The 14,151-nt window shown below is 74.1% G+C and carries 13 protein-coding genes; 10 read left to right on the top strand and 3 right to left on the bottom strand.

Annotated features, from left to right (window positions below; translation table 11 throughout):
* Window positions 1-141: 141 nt before the first annotated feature.
* A complete protein-coding gene (gene rsmI / locus ACFRAV_RS03560; protein ID WP_382551410.1) occupies window positions 142-1,044 on the bottom strand; it encodes a 16S rRNA (cytidine(1402)-2'-O)-methyltransferase in 903 nt (300 codons plus the stop codon).
* Between the two features lie 81 nt (window positions 1,045-1,125).
* On the opposite strand from rsmI, the gene ACFRAV_RS03555 reads away from it, so the two are divergent.
* The 3 genes from ACFRAV_RS03555 (at window position 1,126) to ACFRAV_RS03545 (ending at window position 4,725) form a co-directional block, all read left to right on the top strand.
* Window positions 1,126-2,829, top strand: a complete 1,704-nt coding sequence (locus tag ACFRAV_RS03555; RefSeq protein ID WP_382551284.1) for a dolichyl-phosphate-mannose--protein mannosyltransferase — start codon at window positions 1,126-1,128, stop codon at window positions 2,827-2,829.
* Between the two features lie 85 nt (window positions 2,830-2,914).
* Complete coding sequence (rsmA, locus tag ACFRAV_RS03550; RefSeq protein WP_382551282.1) at window positions 2,915-3,820, top strand: 16S rRNA (adenine(1518)-N(6)/adenine(1519)-N(6))-dimethyltransferase RsmA; 906 nt, start codon at window positions 2,915-2,917, stop codon at window positions 3,818-3,820.
* On the top strand, window positions 3,817-4,725 hold the full coding sequence (locus tag ACFRAV_RS03545) for a 4-(cytidine 5'-diphospho)-2-C-methyl-D-erythritol kinase (RefSeq protein WP_382551280.1): 909 nt from the start codon (window positions 3,817-3,819) through the stop codon (window positions 4,723-4,725). The genes rsmA and ACFRAV_RS03545 overlap by 4 nt, the downstream gene beginning before the upstream one ends.
* A 4-nt stretch (window positions 4,726-4,729) precedes the next feature.
* Here ACFRAV_RS03545 and ACFRAV_RS03540 read toward each other — a convergent pair whose 3' ends face one another.
* Window positions 4,730-5,338 carry a Uma2 family endonuclease gene (locus tag ACFRAV_RS03540; RefSeq protein ID WP_382551279.1) on the bottom strand — a complete coding sequence of 203 codons (609 nt, stop codon included), beginning with the start codon at window positions 5,336-5,338 and terminating at the stop codon, window positions 4,730-4,732.
* Window positions 5,339-5,489: 151 nt separating this feature from the next.
* Between ACFRAV_RS03540 and ACFRAV_RS03535 the strand changes: the two genes are divergently transcribed.
* The 4 genes from ACFRAV_RS03535 (at window position 5,490) to ACFRAV_RS03520 (ending at window position 10,488) form a co-directional block, all read left to right on the top strand.
* Window positions 5,490-5,798 (top strand): hypothetical protein, encoded by a 309-nt coding sequence (locus ACFRAV_RS03535; RefSeq protein WP_382551278.1) that lies wholly within the window; start codon window positions 5,490-5,492, stop codon window positions 5,796-5,798.
* Between the two features lie 31 nt (window positions 5,799-5,829).
* Window positions 5,830-6,708, top strand: coding sequence for a TatD family hydrolase (locus ACFRAV_RS03530; RefSeq protein ID WP_382551276.1), 879 nt, complete (start codon window positions 5,830-5,832; stop codon window positions 6,706-6,708).
* 136 nt (window positions 6,709-6,844) lie between these two features.
* Window positions 6,845-8,467: a penicillin-binding transpeptidase domain-containing protein gene (locus tag ACFRAV_RS03525; RefSeq protein ID WP_382551274.1), complete on the top strand. Its 1,623-nt coding sequence runs from the start codon at window positions 6,845-6,847 to the stop codon at window positions 8,465-8,467.
* 293 nt (window positions 8,468-8,760) lie between these two features.
* Entirely contained in the window at window positions 8,761-10,488 is a 1,728-nt protein-coding gene (locus ACFRAV_RS03520; protein ID WP_382551272.1) for a penicillin-binding transpeptidase domain-containing protein, read from the top strand.
* Between the two features lie 44 nt (window positions 10,489-10,532).
* Here the strand turns inward: ACFRAV_RS03520 and ACFRAV_RS03515 are convergent, their stop codons facing one another.
* Window positions 10,533-11,300: an SsgA family sporulation/cell division regulator gene (locus ACFRAV_RS03515; RefSeq protein ID WP_382551270.1), complete on the bottom strand. Its 768-nt coding sequence runs from the start codon at window positions 11,298-11,300 to the stop codon at window positions 10,533-10,535.
* 90 nt (window positions 11,301-11,390) lie between these two features.
* Here ACFRAV_RS03515 and ACFRAV_RS03510 point away from each other — a divergent pair, with 90 nt between their 5' ends.
* The 3 genes from ACFRAV_RS03510 to ACFRAV_RS03500 are packed head-to-tail and all read left to right on the top strand — an operon-like array spanning window position 11,391 to window position 14,025.
* Window positions 11,391-12,497: an energy-coupling factor ABC transporter permease gene (locus ACFRAV_RS03510; RefSeq protein ID WP_382551268.1), complete on the top strand. Its 1,107-nt coding sequence runs from the start codon at window positions 11,391-11,393 to the stop codon at window positions 12,495-12,497.
* 5 nt (window positions 12,498-12,502) lie between these two features.
* Window positions 12,503-13,264 carry a cobalt ECF transporter T component CbiQ gene (gene cbiQ / locus ACFRAV_RS03505; protein WP_382551266.1) on the top strand — a complete coding sequence of 254 codons (762 nt, stop codon included), beginning with the start codon at window positions 12,503-12,505 and terminating at the stop codon, window positions 13,262-13,264.
* On the top strand, window positions 13,252-14,025 hold the full coding sequence (locus tag ACFRAV_RS03500; protein ID WP_382551264.1) for an energy-coupling factor ABC transporter ATP-binding protein: 774 nt from the start codon (window positions 13,252-13,254) through the stop codon (window positions 14,023-14,025). Before cbiQ ends, ACFRAV_RS03500 begins: the two co-directional genes overlap by 13 nt.
* Window positions 14,026-14,151: the final 126 nt, after the last annotated feature.

The raw sequence follows: 14,151 nt of genomic DNA, 5'->3' as shown, positions 1-14,151 counted from the left end.
CCTGGCCCGAGCGGCGGTGCCGTACGCACGGGACGGTTCGCCCTCGTCACCTCGGCCCGCGCCCCGCGAAAGTGGGGCTCACGTGCACAGCGGGCCCGGAGGGCGGCGCGGCTCAGGTCCCGTGCGCGGAGCCTCACCGGGTCACTGGGAGGAGTGCTTCGCGGCGACGACCGCGTCGAAGACGTCCCGCTTCGGGAGACCCGCCTCCGCCGCGACCGCCGCGATCGCCTCCTTGCGCCGCTCCCCCGCCTCCTCCCGCACCCGCACCCGCCGGACCAGCTCCTCGGCGTCGACGTCCCCCGGCGCCGGCTCGGGAGCGCCCTCGACGACCACGGTGATCTCGCCCCGCACGCCCTCCTTCGCCCAGGCCGCCAGCTCCCCGAGCCCGCCGCGCCGGACCTCCTCGTACGTCTTGGTGAGCTCCCGGCAGACCGCGGCCCGCCGGTCCGCGCCGAACACCTCGGCCATCGCCTCCAGCGTGTCGTCCAGCCGGTGCGGCGCCTCGAAGTAGACGAGGGTGCGCCGCTCCCCGGCGACCTCCCGCAGCCGCCCCAGCCGCTCGCCCGCCTTGCGCGGCAGGAACCCCTCGAAGCAGAACCGGTCCACCGGCAGCCCGGACAGCGCCAGCGCGGTCAGCACCGCCGACGGTCCCGGCACCGCGGTGACCTTGATGTCGTGCTCGACGGCCGCGGCGACCAGCCGGTACCCGGGGTCGGAGACCGACGGCATGCCCGCGTCGGTCACCAGCAGCACCCGCGCCCCGCCCCGCAGCGCCTCCACCAGTTCGGGCGTGCGGGCACTCTCGTTGCCCTCGAAGTAGGAGACGACCCGCCCCTCGGTGCGCACCCCGAGCGCCTGGGTGAGGCGGCGCAGCCGGCGGGTGTCCTCGGCGGCGACGACGTCCGCCGTGGCGAGCTCCTGGGCGAGGCGCGGCGGGGCGTCCGCCACGTCCCCGATGGGCGTCCCGGCGAGCACGAGCACACCGCTCCCGGGGGCGGGGGACGCGGCGCGCGGGGCGTCGGAGGCGGCGGAGGAAGGCGGCACGGAAGACGTATCGGTCACCATTCCATCGTCGCAGCCGTCCAACACTGCCCCACGCACCGCCCTGTTCCCTACGATGGCGCGGTGACCAGTACCCCGACCGACACGGATCCCCGGCCGGCCCCGCCGCTGCTCGAGAAGGAGGCGGCGGCGCCGCCTCCGGACGACGTCCGCAGCCGGCTGGTGCCCCCGTTCATGTCGCCCGGCCCGCGCCTGTGGGAGACGCTGCGGATCCCGCCCGCCCTGGGCGACGTCCTGGCCCGCTGGAACGGGTGGGTGGGGCCGCTGCTGGTGACCCTGGTCGCCGGCCTGCTGCGCTTCCGGGACCTCGGCAGCCCCCGGGCGGTGATGTTCGACGAGACGTACTACGCGAAGGACGCGTGGGCGCTGGTCCACCGGGGCTTCGAGCTGAGCTGGCCCAAGGACGTCGACAAGCAGATCATCGAGCGGTTCGGGGACGTGCCGCTGCCCACCGACGCGGCGTACGTGGTGCATCCACCGGTCGGCAAGTACGTCATCGGGCTGGGCGAGCTGATGTGGGGGCTGAACCCGTTCGGCTGGCGGTTCATGACGGCGGTGCTCGGCACCCTGTCGGTGCTGCTGGTGTGCCGGATCGGCCGCCGGATGTTCCGCTCGACGTTCCTGGGGTGCCTGGCCGGTCTGCTGCTGGCGGTGGACGGCCTGCACTTCGTGATGAGCCGGACCGCGCTGCTGGACGGCGTGCTGATGTTCTTCGTGGTGGCCGCGTTCGGCTGCCTGGTGGTCGACCGGGACCGGGCGCGGGCCCGGCTGGCGGCGGCGCTGCCGGCCGACCCGAACGGCTGGGTGCGCCCCGACGCGGAGATCGCGCGGACGCTGCGGCTCGGGGCGCGGCCCTGGCGGTGGGCGGCCGGTCTGATGATGGGCCTGGCGATCGGCACCAAGTGGAGCGGTCTGCCGGTGCTCGCGGCGTTCGGTCTGCTGACCGTGCTGTGGGACGTGGGCGCGCGCCGCACGGCCGGGGCCCGGCACCCGCACCTGGCGGTGCTCCAGCGGGACGTGCTCCCGGCGTTCCTCACGACGGTGCCGGTCGCGGTCGTCACCTACCTGGCGTCGTGGACGGGCTGGATCCTCTCCCCCAACGACGGCACCGGCGGCTACTACCGGAACTGGGCGCTGACCGAGGGCAAGGGCGGCACCTGGGGCTTCCTGGACTGGGTGCCGAGCCTGTGGCACTACGAGACGCAGGTGTGGAAGTTCCACGTGGAGCTGACCTCGCCGCACACCTACGAGTCCAACCCGTGGTCGTGGCTGGTGATGGGCCGCCCGGTCTCCTACTTCTACGAGTCGCCCGGCCCCGGCCAGGACGGCTGCCCGGTCGACGTGGTGGACAAGTGCTCCCGCGAGGTGCTGGCCATCGGCACGCCGATGCTGTGGTGGGCGGGCTGCCTGGCACTGCTGTACGTGCTGTGGCGCTGGGCGCTGCGCCGCGACTGGCGGGCCGGCGGCATCCTGTGCGGCGTCGCGGCGGGCTACCTGCCGTGGTTCATGTACCAGGAGCGCACGATCTTCCTGTTCTACGCGGTGGTCTTCGTGCCGTTCCTGTGCCTGGCGCTGGCGATGACGGCGGGGGCGCTGCTGGGGCGGCCGGACGCCGGGGAGACGCGGCGGGTGGCGGGCATCTCCGCGCTGGGGCTGCTGGTGCTGCTGGTGCTGTGGAACTTCGTGCACTTCCTGCCGATCCTCACCGGCGAGGCGATCCCGCTGGAGGAGTGGCAGACCCGGATGTGGCTGGACACCTGGGTGTGACGGGTGTGACGGCGCCCCGTCCGGGGGCGCCCGTCCAGGGCGGCTGCGGCGGGAGGGGCGGCCGGGGCAACGTACGCTGGTTGCCGTGACCAGCCCCACTCCCGCCGACGCCCTTCTCGGTCCCGCCGACGTACGCGAACTCGCCGCCGCCCTCGGGGTCCGCCCCACCAAGCAGCGCGGCCAGAACTTCGTGATCGACGCCAACACCGTGCGCCGTATCGTCCGCACCGCCGAGGTCCGCCCCGAGGACACCGTGGTGGAGGTCGGCCCCGGCCTGGGCTCGCTGACGCTGGCCCTGCTGGAGGTGGCCGACCGGGTCACCGCCGTGGAGATCGACGACGTGCTGGCCTCCGCGCTGCCCGCGACGATCTCCGCGCGGATGCCGGAGCGCGCCGAGCGGTTCGCGCTGGTGCACCGCGACGCGATGCAGGTGGGCGAGCTGCCCGGTCCGGCGCCGACGGCGCTGGTGGCGAACCTGCCGTACAACGTGGCGGTGCCGGTGCTGCTGCACATGCTGGAGACGTTCCCGAGCATCGAGCGCACGCTGGTGATGGTGCAGGCCGAGGTCGCCGACCGGCTGGCCGCGGGCCCGGGCAACAAGGTCTACGGCGTGCCGTCGGTGAAGGCCAACTGGTACGCGGAGGTGAAGCGCGCCGGTTCGATCGGGCGGAACGTGTTCTGGCCCGCCCCCAACGTGGACAGCGGCCTGGTCTCGCTGGTCCGCCGCACCGAGCCGATCGCCACCTCCGCGACCCGTCAGGAGGTGTTCGCGGTCGTCGACGCCGCGTTCGCGCAGCGCCGCAAGACGCTGCGGGCGGCGCTGGCCGGATGGGCCGGCTCGGCCGCCGCGGCGGAGGCCGCGCTGGTCGCCGCCGGGGTGTCGCCGCAGGCCCGCGGCGAGGCCCTCACCGTGCACGAGTTCGCGCGCATCGCCGAGAACCGCGGCGCCGCGGCCGGTGACACCGCCGGGCAGAGGGGCCCTCAGGCATGAGCAGGAGCGTCACCGTCCGCGTGCCCGCCAAGGTCAACGTCCAGCTCGCGGTGGGCGCGGCACGGCCGGACGGGTTCCACCCGCTGGCCAACGTCTTCCTCGCCGTCGGCCTGTACGACCGGGTGACGGTCACCCCCGCCGACGAGCTCCGCGTCACCTGCTCGGGGCCCGACGCGGACCAGGTGCCGCTGGACGCCACCAACCTGGCGGCCCGCGCGGCCGCCGCGCTGGCCGCGCGCCGCGGGCGCACCGGCCGGGACGCGGCGGTGCACGTCCACATCGACAAGGACATCCCGGTGGCCGGCGGCATGGCCGGCGGCAGCGCGGACGGCGCGGGCGCGCTGCTGGCCTGCGACGCGCTGTGGGAGGCCGGAGCCTCCCGCGAGGAGCTGCTGGAGATCTGCGCGGAGCTCGGCAGCGACGTGCCGTTCTCCCTGGTGGGCGGGGCCGCGCTGGGTGTCGGCCGCGGTGAGCTGCTGACGCCGCTGGAGGTGGGCGGCGACTTCCACTGGGTGTTCGCGATGGCGACCCGGGGTCTGTCGACGCCGGCCGTGTTCCGCGAGTTCGACGGCCTCACCGAGAGCGTCGCCGTCCCCGAGCCGGTGGCGAGCGAGCCCCTGCTGGCGGCCCTCGCCAAGGGCGACGTGGACGCGCTGGCCGGGGCGGTCGTCAACGACCTTCAGCCGGCCGCGCTGTCCCTCTTCCCGGAGCTGGCCCGCACCCTTCAGGCGGGGCGCGAGGCCGGTGCGGCCGCCGCCCTGGTGTCCGGCTCCGGCCCCACCACCGCCTACCTGGCCCGCGACGCCGCCTCGGCCGCCCGGATCGCCGACGCCCTCGCCGCCTCCGGCACCTGCCGCACCGTCCGCGTGGCGACGGCTCCCGCGCCGGGAGCGACGGTCCTCTGACGGCTCAGAGCCGGTCGGCCGCCGTCAGGTCGACGGTGATGTCGTACGGCTCCGTCACCTTGAGCTGGTCACGGTGCATGCCGGTGTGCACGTACGCCTTGGTGAGCGGGTCGAGGACGTAGGTGTGCACCACGGGGTGGGCGGTGTCCCCGTTGCGTTCGACCCGCCAGAAGTGCGGGATGCCCGCGGCGGCGTACTTCTGCGGCTTGGTCGTCCGGTCACGGGACTCGGAGTCCGGGGAGACGACCTCGACGGCCAGCAGCACGTCGGCGGCCTCGTAGTGGGTCTGGTCGGGCCCTGTGATCGCGGTGGCGCGGATGACACTCACGTCCGGCTCCGGTCCGTTGCGCCTGTCCAGGACGATCGTCATTTCCCGACTCACCCGAAGTTCCTCAGGCAGCGTGCTGCGCAGTCCCTGGACCAACAGGTCGACCACGTTTCCGTGGAATCGTCGTTGCGGACTCACGAAGACCAGACTCCCGTCGATCAGCTCGGTGCGCGGCGGGAGATCCGGCAGCGTGAACAGGTCGTCCACGGTGTAGCCGTTCTGCGGCGGCACCGGCCACGGGGCCGACTGCTCCACGGGCTTGGCGGCGGTCATGATTCCTCCCATGGACGGGATGCTGCTACCTGACCTCCACGGTAGCCGCCGGATCACGATCGCGTCATCACAACGAGTGACGACGCTCCGGTCCGTGTGACGCCGTGTGAGAACCGTCCGGCAGTCCTAACCTGGTGAGGGAAGGCGTCGGAAGGAGTTCGCCATGACGACGCACAGCCCCGACCAGGTCCACGAGGCGTATGCCTTCGCCTGTATGCGCTGCGGCCACGGGTGGGAACAGGACTACGAGATCGAGCACTACGTCCGCCCCGACGGGGGCACGTACGTGACCTACCGGACCGGCGGGCAGACGGTGCCGTCGCCGTTGTCCCGGCCGACGTGCCTGCACTGCGGCAGCCATGTCGTGCGGATCATGCGGCCCGGCGCGGTGCACGAGTTCGACGAGCTGCTCCAGGGGTCGCACCAGGCACCCGGGCACCACCGGCACTGGTGGCAGCGGGCGACCGCGTAGACGCGCCCCGGGCGTTCGTAGGATCGGACGCATGCCTTCGAAGAACAACGCCGCCGAAGCCCCGCCGTCGCCCGAGCCGCTGCGGGTTCCGGTCGCCGACTCGCACACCCACCTGGACATGCAGTCCGGCACCGTCGAGGAGGCGCTGGCCGCCGCGGCCGCCGTCGGGGTGAGCACGCTGGTGCAGGTCGGGTGCGACCTGAAGGGCTCGCGATGGGCCGCCGAGACCGCCGCCGCCCACGCGGACATCCACGCGGCCGTCGCCCTGCACCCCAACGAGGCTCCCCGAATCGTCCTGGGCGACCCGGACGGCTGGTCCCGGCAGGGCGCCCGGGTGCCCGGCGGGGAGGCCGCGCTGGACGAGCAGCTCGCCGAGATCGACGCGCTGGCCGCGCTGGAGCAGGTCAAGGGCGTCGGTGAGACCGGTCTGGACTACTTCCGCACCGGCGACGAGGGCCGCGCGGCGCAGGAGCGGTCGTTCCGCGCCCACATCGAGATCGCGAAGCGGCACGGCAAGGCGCTGGTCATCCACGACCGGGACGCCCACGAGGACGTGCTGCGGGTACTGAAGGAGGAGGGCGCCCCCGAGCGGACCGTCTTCCACTGCTATTCGGGCGACGCGGAGATGGCGGAGATCTGTGCCCGCGAGGGCTACTACATGTCCTTCGCCGGCAACGTCACCTTCAAGAACGCGCAGAACCTGCGGGAGGCGGTCGCCGTCGCCCCCGTGGAGCTGCTGCTGGTCGAGACCGACGCGCCGTTCCTGACCCCGGCGCCGTGGCGGGGCCGGCCCAACGCGCCCTACCTGATCCCGGTCACCGTCCGGGCGATGGCGCAGGTGCGGGACATGCCCGAGGACGCGCTCTGCGAGGCGATCGCCGCCAACACCGCACGCGCCTTCGGCTACTGAGGCCCACACCGGGCCGGGAGCAGCCGGAAACTGAGCGACTGCTCAAATTCTCGGCCTCGGAGGGCAACCGTCCCACCAACCCCAGACGTCTATGTACATGCCAACGATCGCGTGGGCACCTGGGGAGGGGACGCGAATGCGCAGGGGAGCGAAGGTCGCCGTGGTGGGCACGGCGTGCGCCGTGCTGCTGGGCGGGGCCGGATACGGGGCGTACAACATCCTGTCCGCCTTCGGCGGCGGCGACGGGATCGGCGTGATGGCGGCGAGCCCGGACGACCCGCTGGAGGCGGAGGACGTCGAGGAGGCCTCGTCCGCGTTCTTCGCCGCCTGGGAGAAGGGCGACGGAAGCGCCGCGGCCGCCGTCACCGACGACGAGGCGTCGGCGGGCGCCCTGCTGACCGGCATGGCCGAGGAGGGCGGGGTGGGCAAGGTCCGGATCACGCCCGGGAAGGCGCGGGGCACGACCGTGCCGTTCTCGGTGAAGGCGACCGTGAGCGTGGACGGGAAGAGCGAGCCGCTCGCCTGGGACAGCGAGCTGACCGTGGTACGCGGGCGCACCACGGCCAAGCCGCTGGTCGACTGGGAGCCGACGGTCGTCCACCCGCAGCTGAAGGCCGGCGACACCCTGGTGGCCGGGCCGTCCGACGTCCCGGCGGTGGAACTCGTGGACCGCGACGGCAAGGTGCTCGACGCCGAGAAGCACCCCTCGCTCGGCCCGGTCCTGGACGAGCTGCGGGAACGTTACGGCGAGGCGGCGGGCGGCAGCCCCTCGCTGGAGCTGGTGATCCGGCACACGGAACCGGACACCCCCGACACCACGCTGGTGACCTTGGCGAAGGGCAAGGCCGGCACGATCCGCACCACCCTGTCGGCCGACGTCCAGGCGGCGGCGGAGAAGGCGGTGGGGAAGTACCCCGAATCCTCCGTGGTCGCGCTGAAGCCCAGCACCGGCGAGGTGCTGGCGGTGGCCAACCACCGCTCGGACGGCTTCAACGCCGCGTTCCAGGGCCGGCTGGCGCCGGGCTCCACGATGAAGATCGTCACCGCGGCGATGCTGATCGAGAAGGGCGTCACCGCCATGAACCGCCCCGCGCCCTGCCCGCCCGGGGCGACCTGGCAGAGCCAGACCTTCCACAACGCCCCCGGGGTGACCGAGAACGAGGGCGCGAACCTGGCCGACAGCTTCGCCCGGTCCTGCAACACCGCCTTCGTCAAGCTGATCGACGAGGTGGACGACGAGTCCCTCACCGGCGTCGCCCAGGAGCGGTTCGGCCTCGGCCGCGACGACTGGAAGACCGGCATCGTCTCCTTCGACGGCAGCGTCCCGCCCTCCGGCGGCCCCGACCGGGCGGCCAACGCGATCGGCCAGGGCCAGGTGCAGCTCAGCCCGCTGAACGTCGCCTCGATCACCGCCACCGCGAAGACCGGCGTGTTCAAGCAGCCCTTCCTCGTCCCGGCCAAGGCCGACGGACGGAAGTTCGCCACCGCCCGCGGGCTGGCCCCGGCGGTCTCCGCGCAGCTGCGGCAGATGATGTACCTGACCGCCACCCAGGGCTCGGGGCGCGCGGCCATGGCCGGTCTGGGAGGCGACATCGGCGCGAAGACCGGTTCGGCGGAGGTCGACGGACAGGAGCTCCCCAACAGCTGGTTCACCGGGTACCGGGGCGACGTCGCCGCGGCGGCCGTGGCGCAGCAGGGCGGGCGCGGCGGCGAGGCGGCGGGCCCGGTCGTGGCGGCGGTGCTGCGCGCGGCGGGGTGACCACCGGGCGCGGCGGGGTGACCGGGACGCAGCGGTGTGACCGGGGGAGGCAGCGGGGTGACCACCGTCACCCCGCTCCCCTGTGGACACGTCCTGACCTGCGCTCGACGGGCCCGCCCGGAGGAGGGCGAGGTCACGCGGGAGGGCAATTCGCCGCCCCACTCCCGCGATGTCCGTCCTCGCTGAGAGCATGGGCACCGCACGCCGCACGTTCCGCGCACCGCAACCGCTCCAGAACCGCTCCGGCCGGCTCCTCCGGCCAGGACAGGAATCCATCTCCGGAGGAGAAGACCGTGGGCAAGAGAAGGCGCGTCCCCGAGCGCCGGGGCCTCGGCCGCCGGCCCGCCCTGACCGGCCTGGTGGTCGCCGCGGCCTTGGCGGGCCTGGGCACCGGCGGTTACGTCATGTTCGGCGACGGCGCCTCCGCCGCGGGTTCGGTGCAGACCGCGGAGGACCGGCGCAAGGAGCCGCTGACCGCCGCCGACGTCTCGGCCGCGGCGGAGACGTTCCTGGCCGCCTGGCAGCAGGGCGACGTCGCCCGGGCCGCCGAGGCCACCTCCGACCCGGCGGCCGCCCGCGTCCACCTGGCCGGATGGACGGAACAGGCCCGGATCACCGAAGCCGCCTTCACCGCCGGCCGGCCCAAGGGCGAGGGCCTCACCTTCGCGGTGAAGGCCACCGTCGTCCACGAGAAGCTGAGCAAGCCGCTGGCCTACGACAGCACCCTCACGGTGGTCCGCCGCGCGGCGGACGGCGAGCCGGTCGTCCGGTGGCGCCCCTCCGTCCTCCACCCGGACCTCAAGGACGACGAGCGGCTGCTCACCGGGGAGGCGGGCACCGCGCCGGTCAAGGCGCTCGACCGCGACGGCGGAGAACTGACCGCCGACGCCTACCCGTCGGTCGCGCCGATGCTGAAGAGCCTCGCGGAGAAGTACGGCAAGAAGTCCGGCGGCACCGGTGCGATCGCCCTGCGCGCCGTGCCGGCGGAGGTGGCGGAGGCCGCCGGGAAGAACGGCGACACCCCGCCGGGCGGGAAGAAGGACGCCAAGAGCGGGAAGGACGCGAAGAAGGCCGAGGGCCGGGAGCTGCTGCGGCTGGCCGAGGCCACGCCGGGCGAGGTGCGGACCACCCTCCACCCGGGGCTGCAGAAGCTGGCGGAGGAGAAGGTCGCCGCCAAGCCGCTGTCCTCGGTGGTGCTGCTGCGCGCCTCCACCGGCGAGATACTCGCCGCCGCCAACGCCGAACCGGGCCTCAACACGGCCTTCCAGGGCTCGCTGGCCCCCGGCTCCACCATGAAGGTGATCTCCTCGGCGCTGCTGCTGGAGAAGGGCCTGGCGTCCAACGACCGGGAGCATCCCTGCCCCAAGTACTCCTCGTACGGCGGATGGAAGTTCCAGAACGACGACAAGTTCGCGATGAAGAACGCCACCTTCAAGGCGAGCTTCGCGCGCTCCTGCAACACCGCCTTCATCAGCCAGGCGAAGGAGCTGTCCGACGACGCGCTGACGCGGGAGGCCCAGCAGGTCTTCGGCCTGGGGCTGAACAACTGGTCGGTGGGCGTCTCCACCTTCGACGGCGGGGTCCCGGTGCAGTCCGCCGCGCCCAAGGCCGCGTCGCTGATAGGCCAGGGCGGCGTGCGGATGAACCCGCTCAACATGGCCTCGGTCTCGGCGACCGTGTCGGCCGGCTCGTTCCACCAGCCGTACCTGGTGCCGCCCACGGTGGACGACCGCGCCCTGGCCAAGGCCTCGCGGAGCATGAGCTCCGCGGCGCTGGGCCAGCTCCGGGAGCTGATGCGGTACACCGCGCAGGCGGGCACGGCGGCGGAGGCGATGGCCGGGCTCGGCCCCTCCTACGGCGCCAAGACCGGCACGGCGGAGGTCGACGGCCAGGACAAGCCGAACGGGTGGTTCACCGCGTACCGGGGTGACTACGCGGCGGCCGCGGTGGTGCGTGAGAGCGGCCACGGCGGTGAGAACGCGGGACCGATCGTCGCCGCCCTCCTCGGCGCCACGGGCTGACGCCCGCGCCGGGCACCGCACGTCGGGCGGCCCCTCCCCTCCGGTCAGCTCGGCCGGGTGGGCGCCGCACCCGCACCCCGCACCGTCACACCCGACGGGGGCGGGGTGGTCACCGGCGTGGCCTTGGCCGGCCCGCCCGACCGGGTGACACGCGCCCCCTTCCGGGCGGCCCGCGCTCCCGCGGCGGGCGGTGCGGTCGCGGGGGGTGCGGTCGCACGCGGCGCCGTCGCGGAGGCGGCGGCGCAGGCCGGCGAGGCTTGGGCGGCCGTGGAAGCCTGCGCGGCGGGAGCCGGAGCGGCCGTGGAAGCCCCGGCAGCGCGAGCCGGGGCGGCCGTGGATGCCGGAGCGGCGGTAGCTGGGGCGGCGGAGGCAATCGCGGCGGCCGGCGCGGCCGCCGCGGCCGGTGCGAGCGGCGTCGGCCCGGTGGAGGCGGGGAACGTGGCTCCCGTCGGGGCGGGGGTCGGCGCGCCGGTGGCCGCGGCGTGGATGCGGCCGAGGAAGCGCAGCAGCGCCGTGGTGTCGAACTGGGCCACCACCACGCCCTGCTCACCCGGAAGTTCCACCACCGTGGCGGCGCGGCCGCAGGGCCACACCCTGCCCCCTTCCGCCTCCGCGCCGCGGGCCGGGCTGCACACGCCCCGTTCCAGCAACGCGCGGTCCACTCGCCACTCCCGCGGCGTGGGGGCCGCCAGGCGGATCGTCACCTCGGACGCCCCGGGCTCATGCCGCAGCATCGCGGGGACCCGGCCGCCCACGTCCTCCTGCGTCGCGGTCAGGACGTGCGCTCGTGTGTACTGTTCGATCGCGGACACTCACACAATGTCCCAGTTTTTCCACTTTCTCACCCTTCGGGGCCGGTCCCCTTCTTGCGAAGAAGTTGCAACTAGCGGCACCATCGAACAGTGCATGTTCCTGATGGATTCCTCGACGCCCCCACCTCCGTCGCCACCGGCGCGATAGCCGCCGCGGCCGTCGCCGTGTCGCTGCGCGGCGCCCGCCGCGAACTCGCGGGCTCCGTGACCGGTCCCGCGGGCCCGGCCGCCATGGGAGCGGAGCGCACCGCGCCGCTCGCCGGCCTGACCGCCGCGTTCATCTTCGCGGTGCAGATGCTGAACTTCCCGGTCGCCGCCGGGACCAGTGGGCACCTGCTGGGCGGTGCGCTCGCCGCGATCCTGGTGGGCCCGTTCACCGGCGTCCTGTGCGTCTCCGTGGTGCTGCTGCTCCAGGCCATCCTCTTCGCCGACGGCGGTCTCACCGCGCTGGGCACGAACATCACCTGCATGGCCCTGATCACCGTGGTCGTGGCCCACCTGGTCTTCCGCACCCTGCTGCGGGTGCTGCCCGCCGGGCGTTCCACCGTCACCGCCTCGGCCTTCGCGGCCGCGCTGGTGTCGGTGCCGGCGGCCGCGCTGTTCTTCACCCTGCTGTACGCGATCGGCGGCACCACCGACGTGCCGATCGGCTCCGTCGCCGCCGCGATGGGCGGGGTGCACGTGCTCATCGGCATCGGCGAGGGCGTCATCACCGCCCTGACCGTCGGCGCCGTGATCGCCGTCCGCCCCGACCTGGTGCACGGCGCGCGCGGGCTGCACCGCCCGCTGAAGCTCATGGTGAACGGCGAGCTGGTCGACGCGCCCGCCCCCGCCGCGACCACCGTGCCGGCGTCCGCGCCGCGCTCCTCGCGCGCGGTGTGGCTCGGCGGCCTGGCGGCCTCGCTGGTGCTGGCCGGGTTCGTCAGCTTCTACGCCTCCGCCTCCCCCGACGGCCTGGAGAAGGTCGCCGCCGACAAGGGCATCGACAAGGGGGCCGAGGAGCACGCCGTCGCCGACGGACCGCTGGCCGACTACGGCGTCAGCGGCGTGGACGACGCCCGGCTGTCCGGCGGCCTGGCCGGCGTCATCGGCGTGGGCGTGACCGCGGCCGCGGGCACCGGCGTCTTCGTGGTGGTGCGCCGCCGCGAGAACTCCGGCCGCGAGGACGCCGCCGACCGCGACCACGAGAAGGTCTGACCGGCGTGGGCTCCGGACACTCGCACCGGCTGCACCTGCCCGGCGCCTCGCCGGTGCACCGGCTGCCCGCGCACACCAAGCTGGTCGCCGTCCTCGCCTTCGTGGTGGTCGTGGTCTCCACGCCCCGCGAGGCGGTGTGGGCGTTCGCCGGGTACGCGCTGCTGCTCGCGGCGGTGGCCCGGGCCGCGCGTGTGCCGGCCGGCTTCGCGCTGCGGCGGATGGCCGTGGAGGTCCCGTTCGTGGCGTTCGCCCTGCTCCTGCCGTTCGTGGCGCGGGGCGAGCAGACCGAGGTGCTGGGCGTGCAGCTCAGCGTCTCGGGGCTGTGGGGCGCGTGGAACATCCTGGCCAAGGGGACGCTGGGCGTCGCCGCCTCCGTCCTGCTGGCCGCCACCACCGAGCTGCGCGACCTGCTGCTCGGACTGCAACGGCTGCGGATGCCGCCTCTGCTGGTGCAGATCGCCTCGTTCATGCTCCGCTACGGCGACGTCATCGCCGACGAGCTGGCGCGGATGCGGATCGCCCGCGAGTCCCGCGGCTTCCAGGCGCGCGGGCCGCGTGCCTGGGGCGTGCTGGCACGGACGGCGGGCGCGCTGTTCATCCGCACCTACGAGCGCGGCGAGCGGGTCCACCTCGCCATGATGAGCCGCGGCTACACCGGAGCGATGCCGGTGCTCGACGGGTCTGCGGCGACCCGGGTCCAGTGGTCGTCCGCACTGACCCTCCCGGTGACGGCGCTCGCCATGTGTCTGCTGGGATGGACCCTGTGACAGACCCTGTGACGACGGACGACGTGACGTACTCCCTGGAGGTCTCCGGCCTCGCCTTCGCCTACCCGGACGGCCACCAGGCCCTGTTCGGCGTCGACTTCGCGCTGGAGCGCGGCGAGCGCGTCGCGCTGCTGGGCCCCAACGGCGCCGGGAAGACCACCCTGGTGCTGCACCTCAACGGCATCCTCACGGCCGGGGCGGGCAGTGTGCGGGTGGCCGGTCTGCCGGTGGACCGGGCCCACATGGCGGAGATCCGGCAGCGGGTCGGCATCGTCTTCCAGGACCCCGACGACCAGCTCTTCATGCCCACCGTCCGCGAGGACGTCGCCTTCGGCCCGGCCAACGCCGGGCTGCGCGGCGCGGAGCTGGAGGCCCGGGTGACCCGGGCGCTGGAGCGGGTCGGCATGGCCGAGCACGCCGGCCGGCCCCCGCACCACCTGTCGTTCGGGCAGCGGCGGCGGGTCGCGGTGGCCACGGTGCTGGCGATGGAGCCGGAGATCCTCGTCCTCGACGAGCCGTCCTCCAACCTCGACCCCGCCTCCCGGCGCGAGCTCGCCGAGATCCTGACCTCGCTGGACGTCACCGTCCTGATGGTCACCCACGACCTGCCGTACGCGATGGAGCTCTGCCCGCGCTCGCTGGTCCTGTCCGGCGGCACGATCGTGGCGGACGGGCCGACGCCGAAGCTGCTGGCCGACGAGGCGCTGCTGCGGGCGAACCGGCTGGAGCTGCCGTACGGGTTCTCACCTTCGCCCCGCTGAGGCGGGCGGCCGGCGCACCCGCTGTGACCGCCGCCACGCGGCGGCGCGGAATCGGGGCCGTGGCACGCTTGTTGCGCCCGTGGGCGCAGCGCGCCACAAAAGTGCGGGCACCTGAGGTGTACAGGG

The organism is Streptomyces sp. NPDC056600 (assembly GCF_042792855.1).
GTDB lineage: Bacteria > Actinomycetota > Actinomycetes > Streptomycetales > Streptomycetaceae > Streptomyces.
Note: the sequence above shows the minus strand (reverse complement) of the source record. Positions and strands in the feature narration are given on the sequence as shown.

What these genes read in the sequence shown, in the direction of transcription:
- ACFRAV_RS03500 (WP_382551264.1), top strand. Translation starts at nt 13,252, where the DNA reads ATGGACCCTGTGACAGACCCTGTGACGACGGACGACGTGACGTACTCC.
- ACFRAV_RS03530 (WP_382551276.1), top strand. Translation starts at nt 5,830, where the DNA reads ATGCCTTCGAAGAACAACGCCGCCGAAGCCCCGCCGTCGCCCGAGCCG.
- ACFRAV_RS03535 (WP_382551278.1), top strand. Translation starts at nt 5,490, where the DNA reads ATGACGACGCACAGCCCCGACCAGGTCCACGAGGCGTATGCCTTCGCC.
- ACFRAV_RS03525 (WP_382551274.1), top strand. Translation starts at nt 6,845, where the DNA reads ATGCGCAGGGGAGCGAAGGTCGCCGTGGTGGGCACGGCGTGCGCCGTG.
- ACFRAV_RS03545 (WP_382551280.1), top strand. Translation starts at nt 3,817, where the DNA reads ATGAGCAGGAGCGTCACCGTCCGCGTGCCCGCCAAGGTCAACGTCCAG.
- ACFRAV_RS03540 (WP_382551279.1), bottom strand. Translation starts at nt 5,338, where the DNA reads ATGGGAGGAATCATGACCGCCGCCAAGCCCGTGGAGCAGTCGGCCCCG.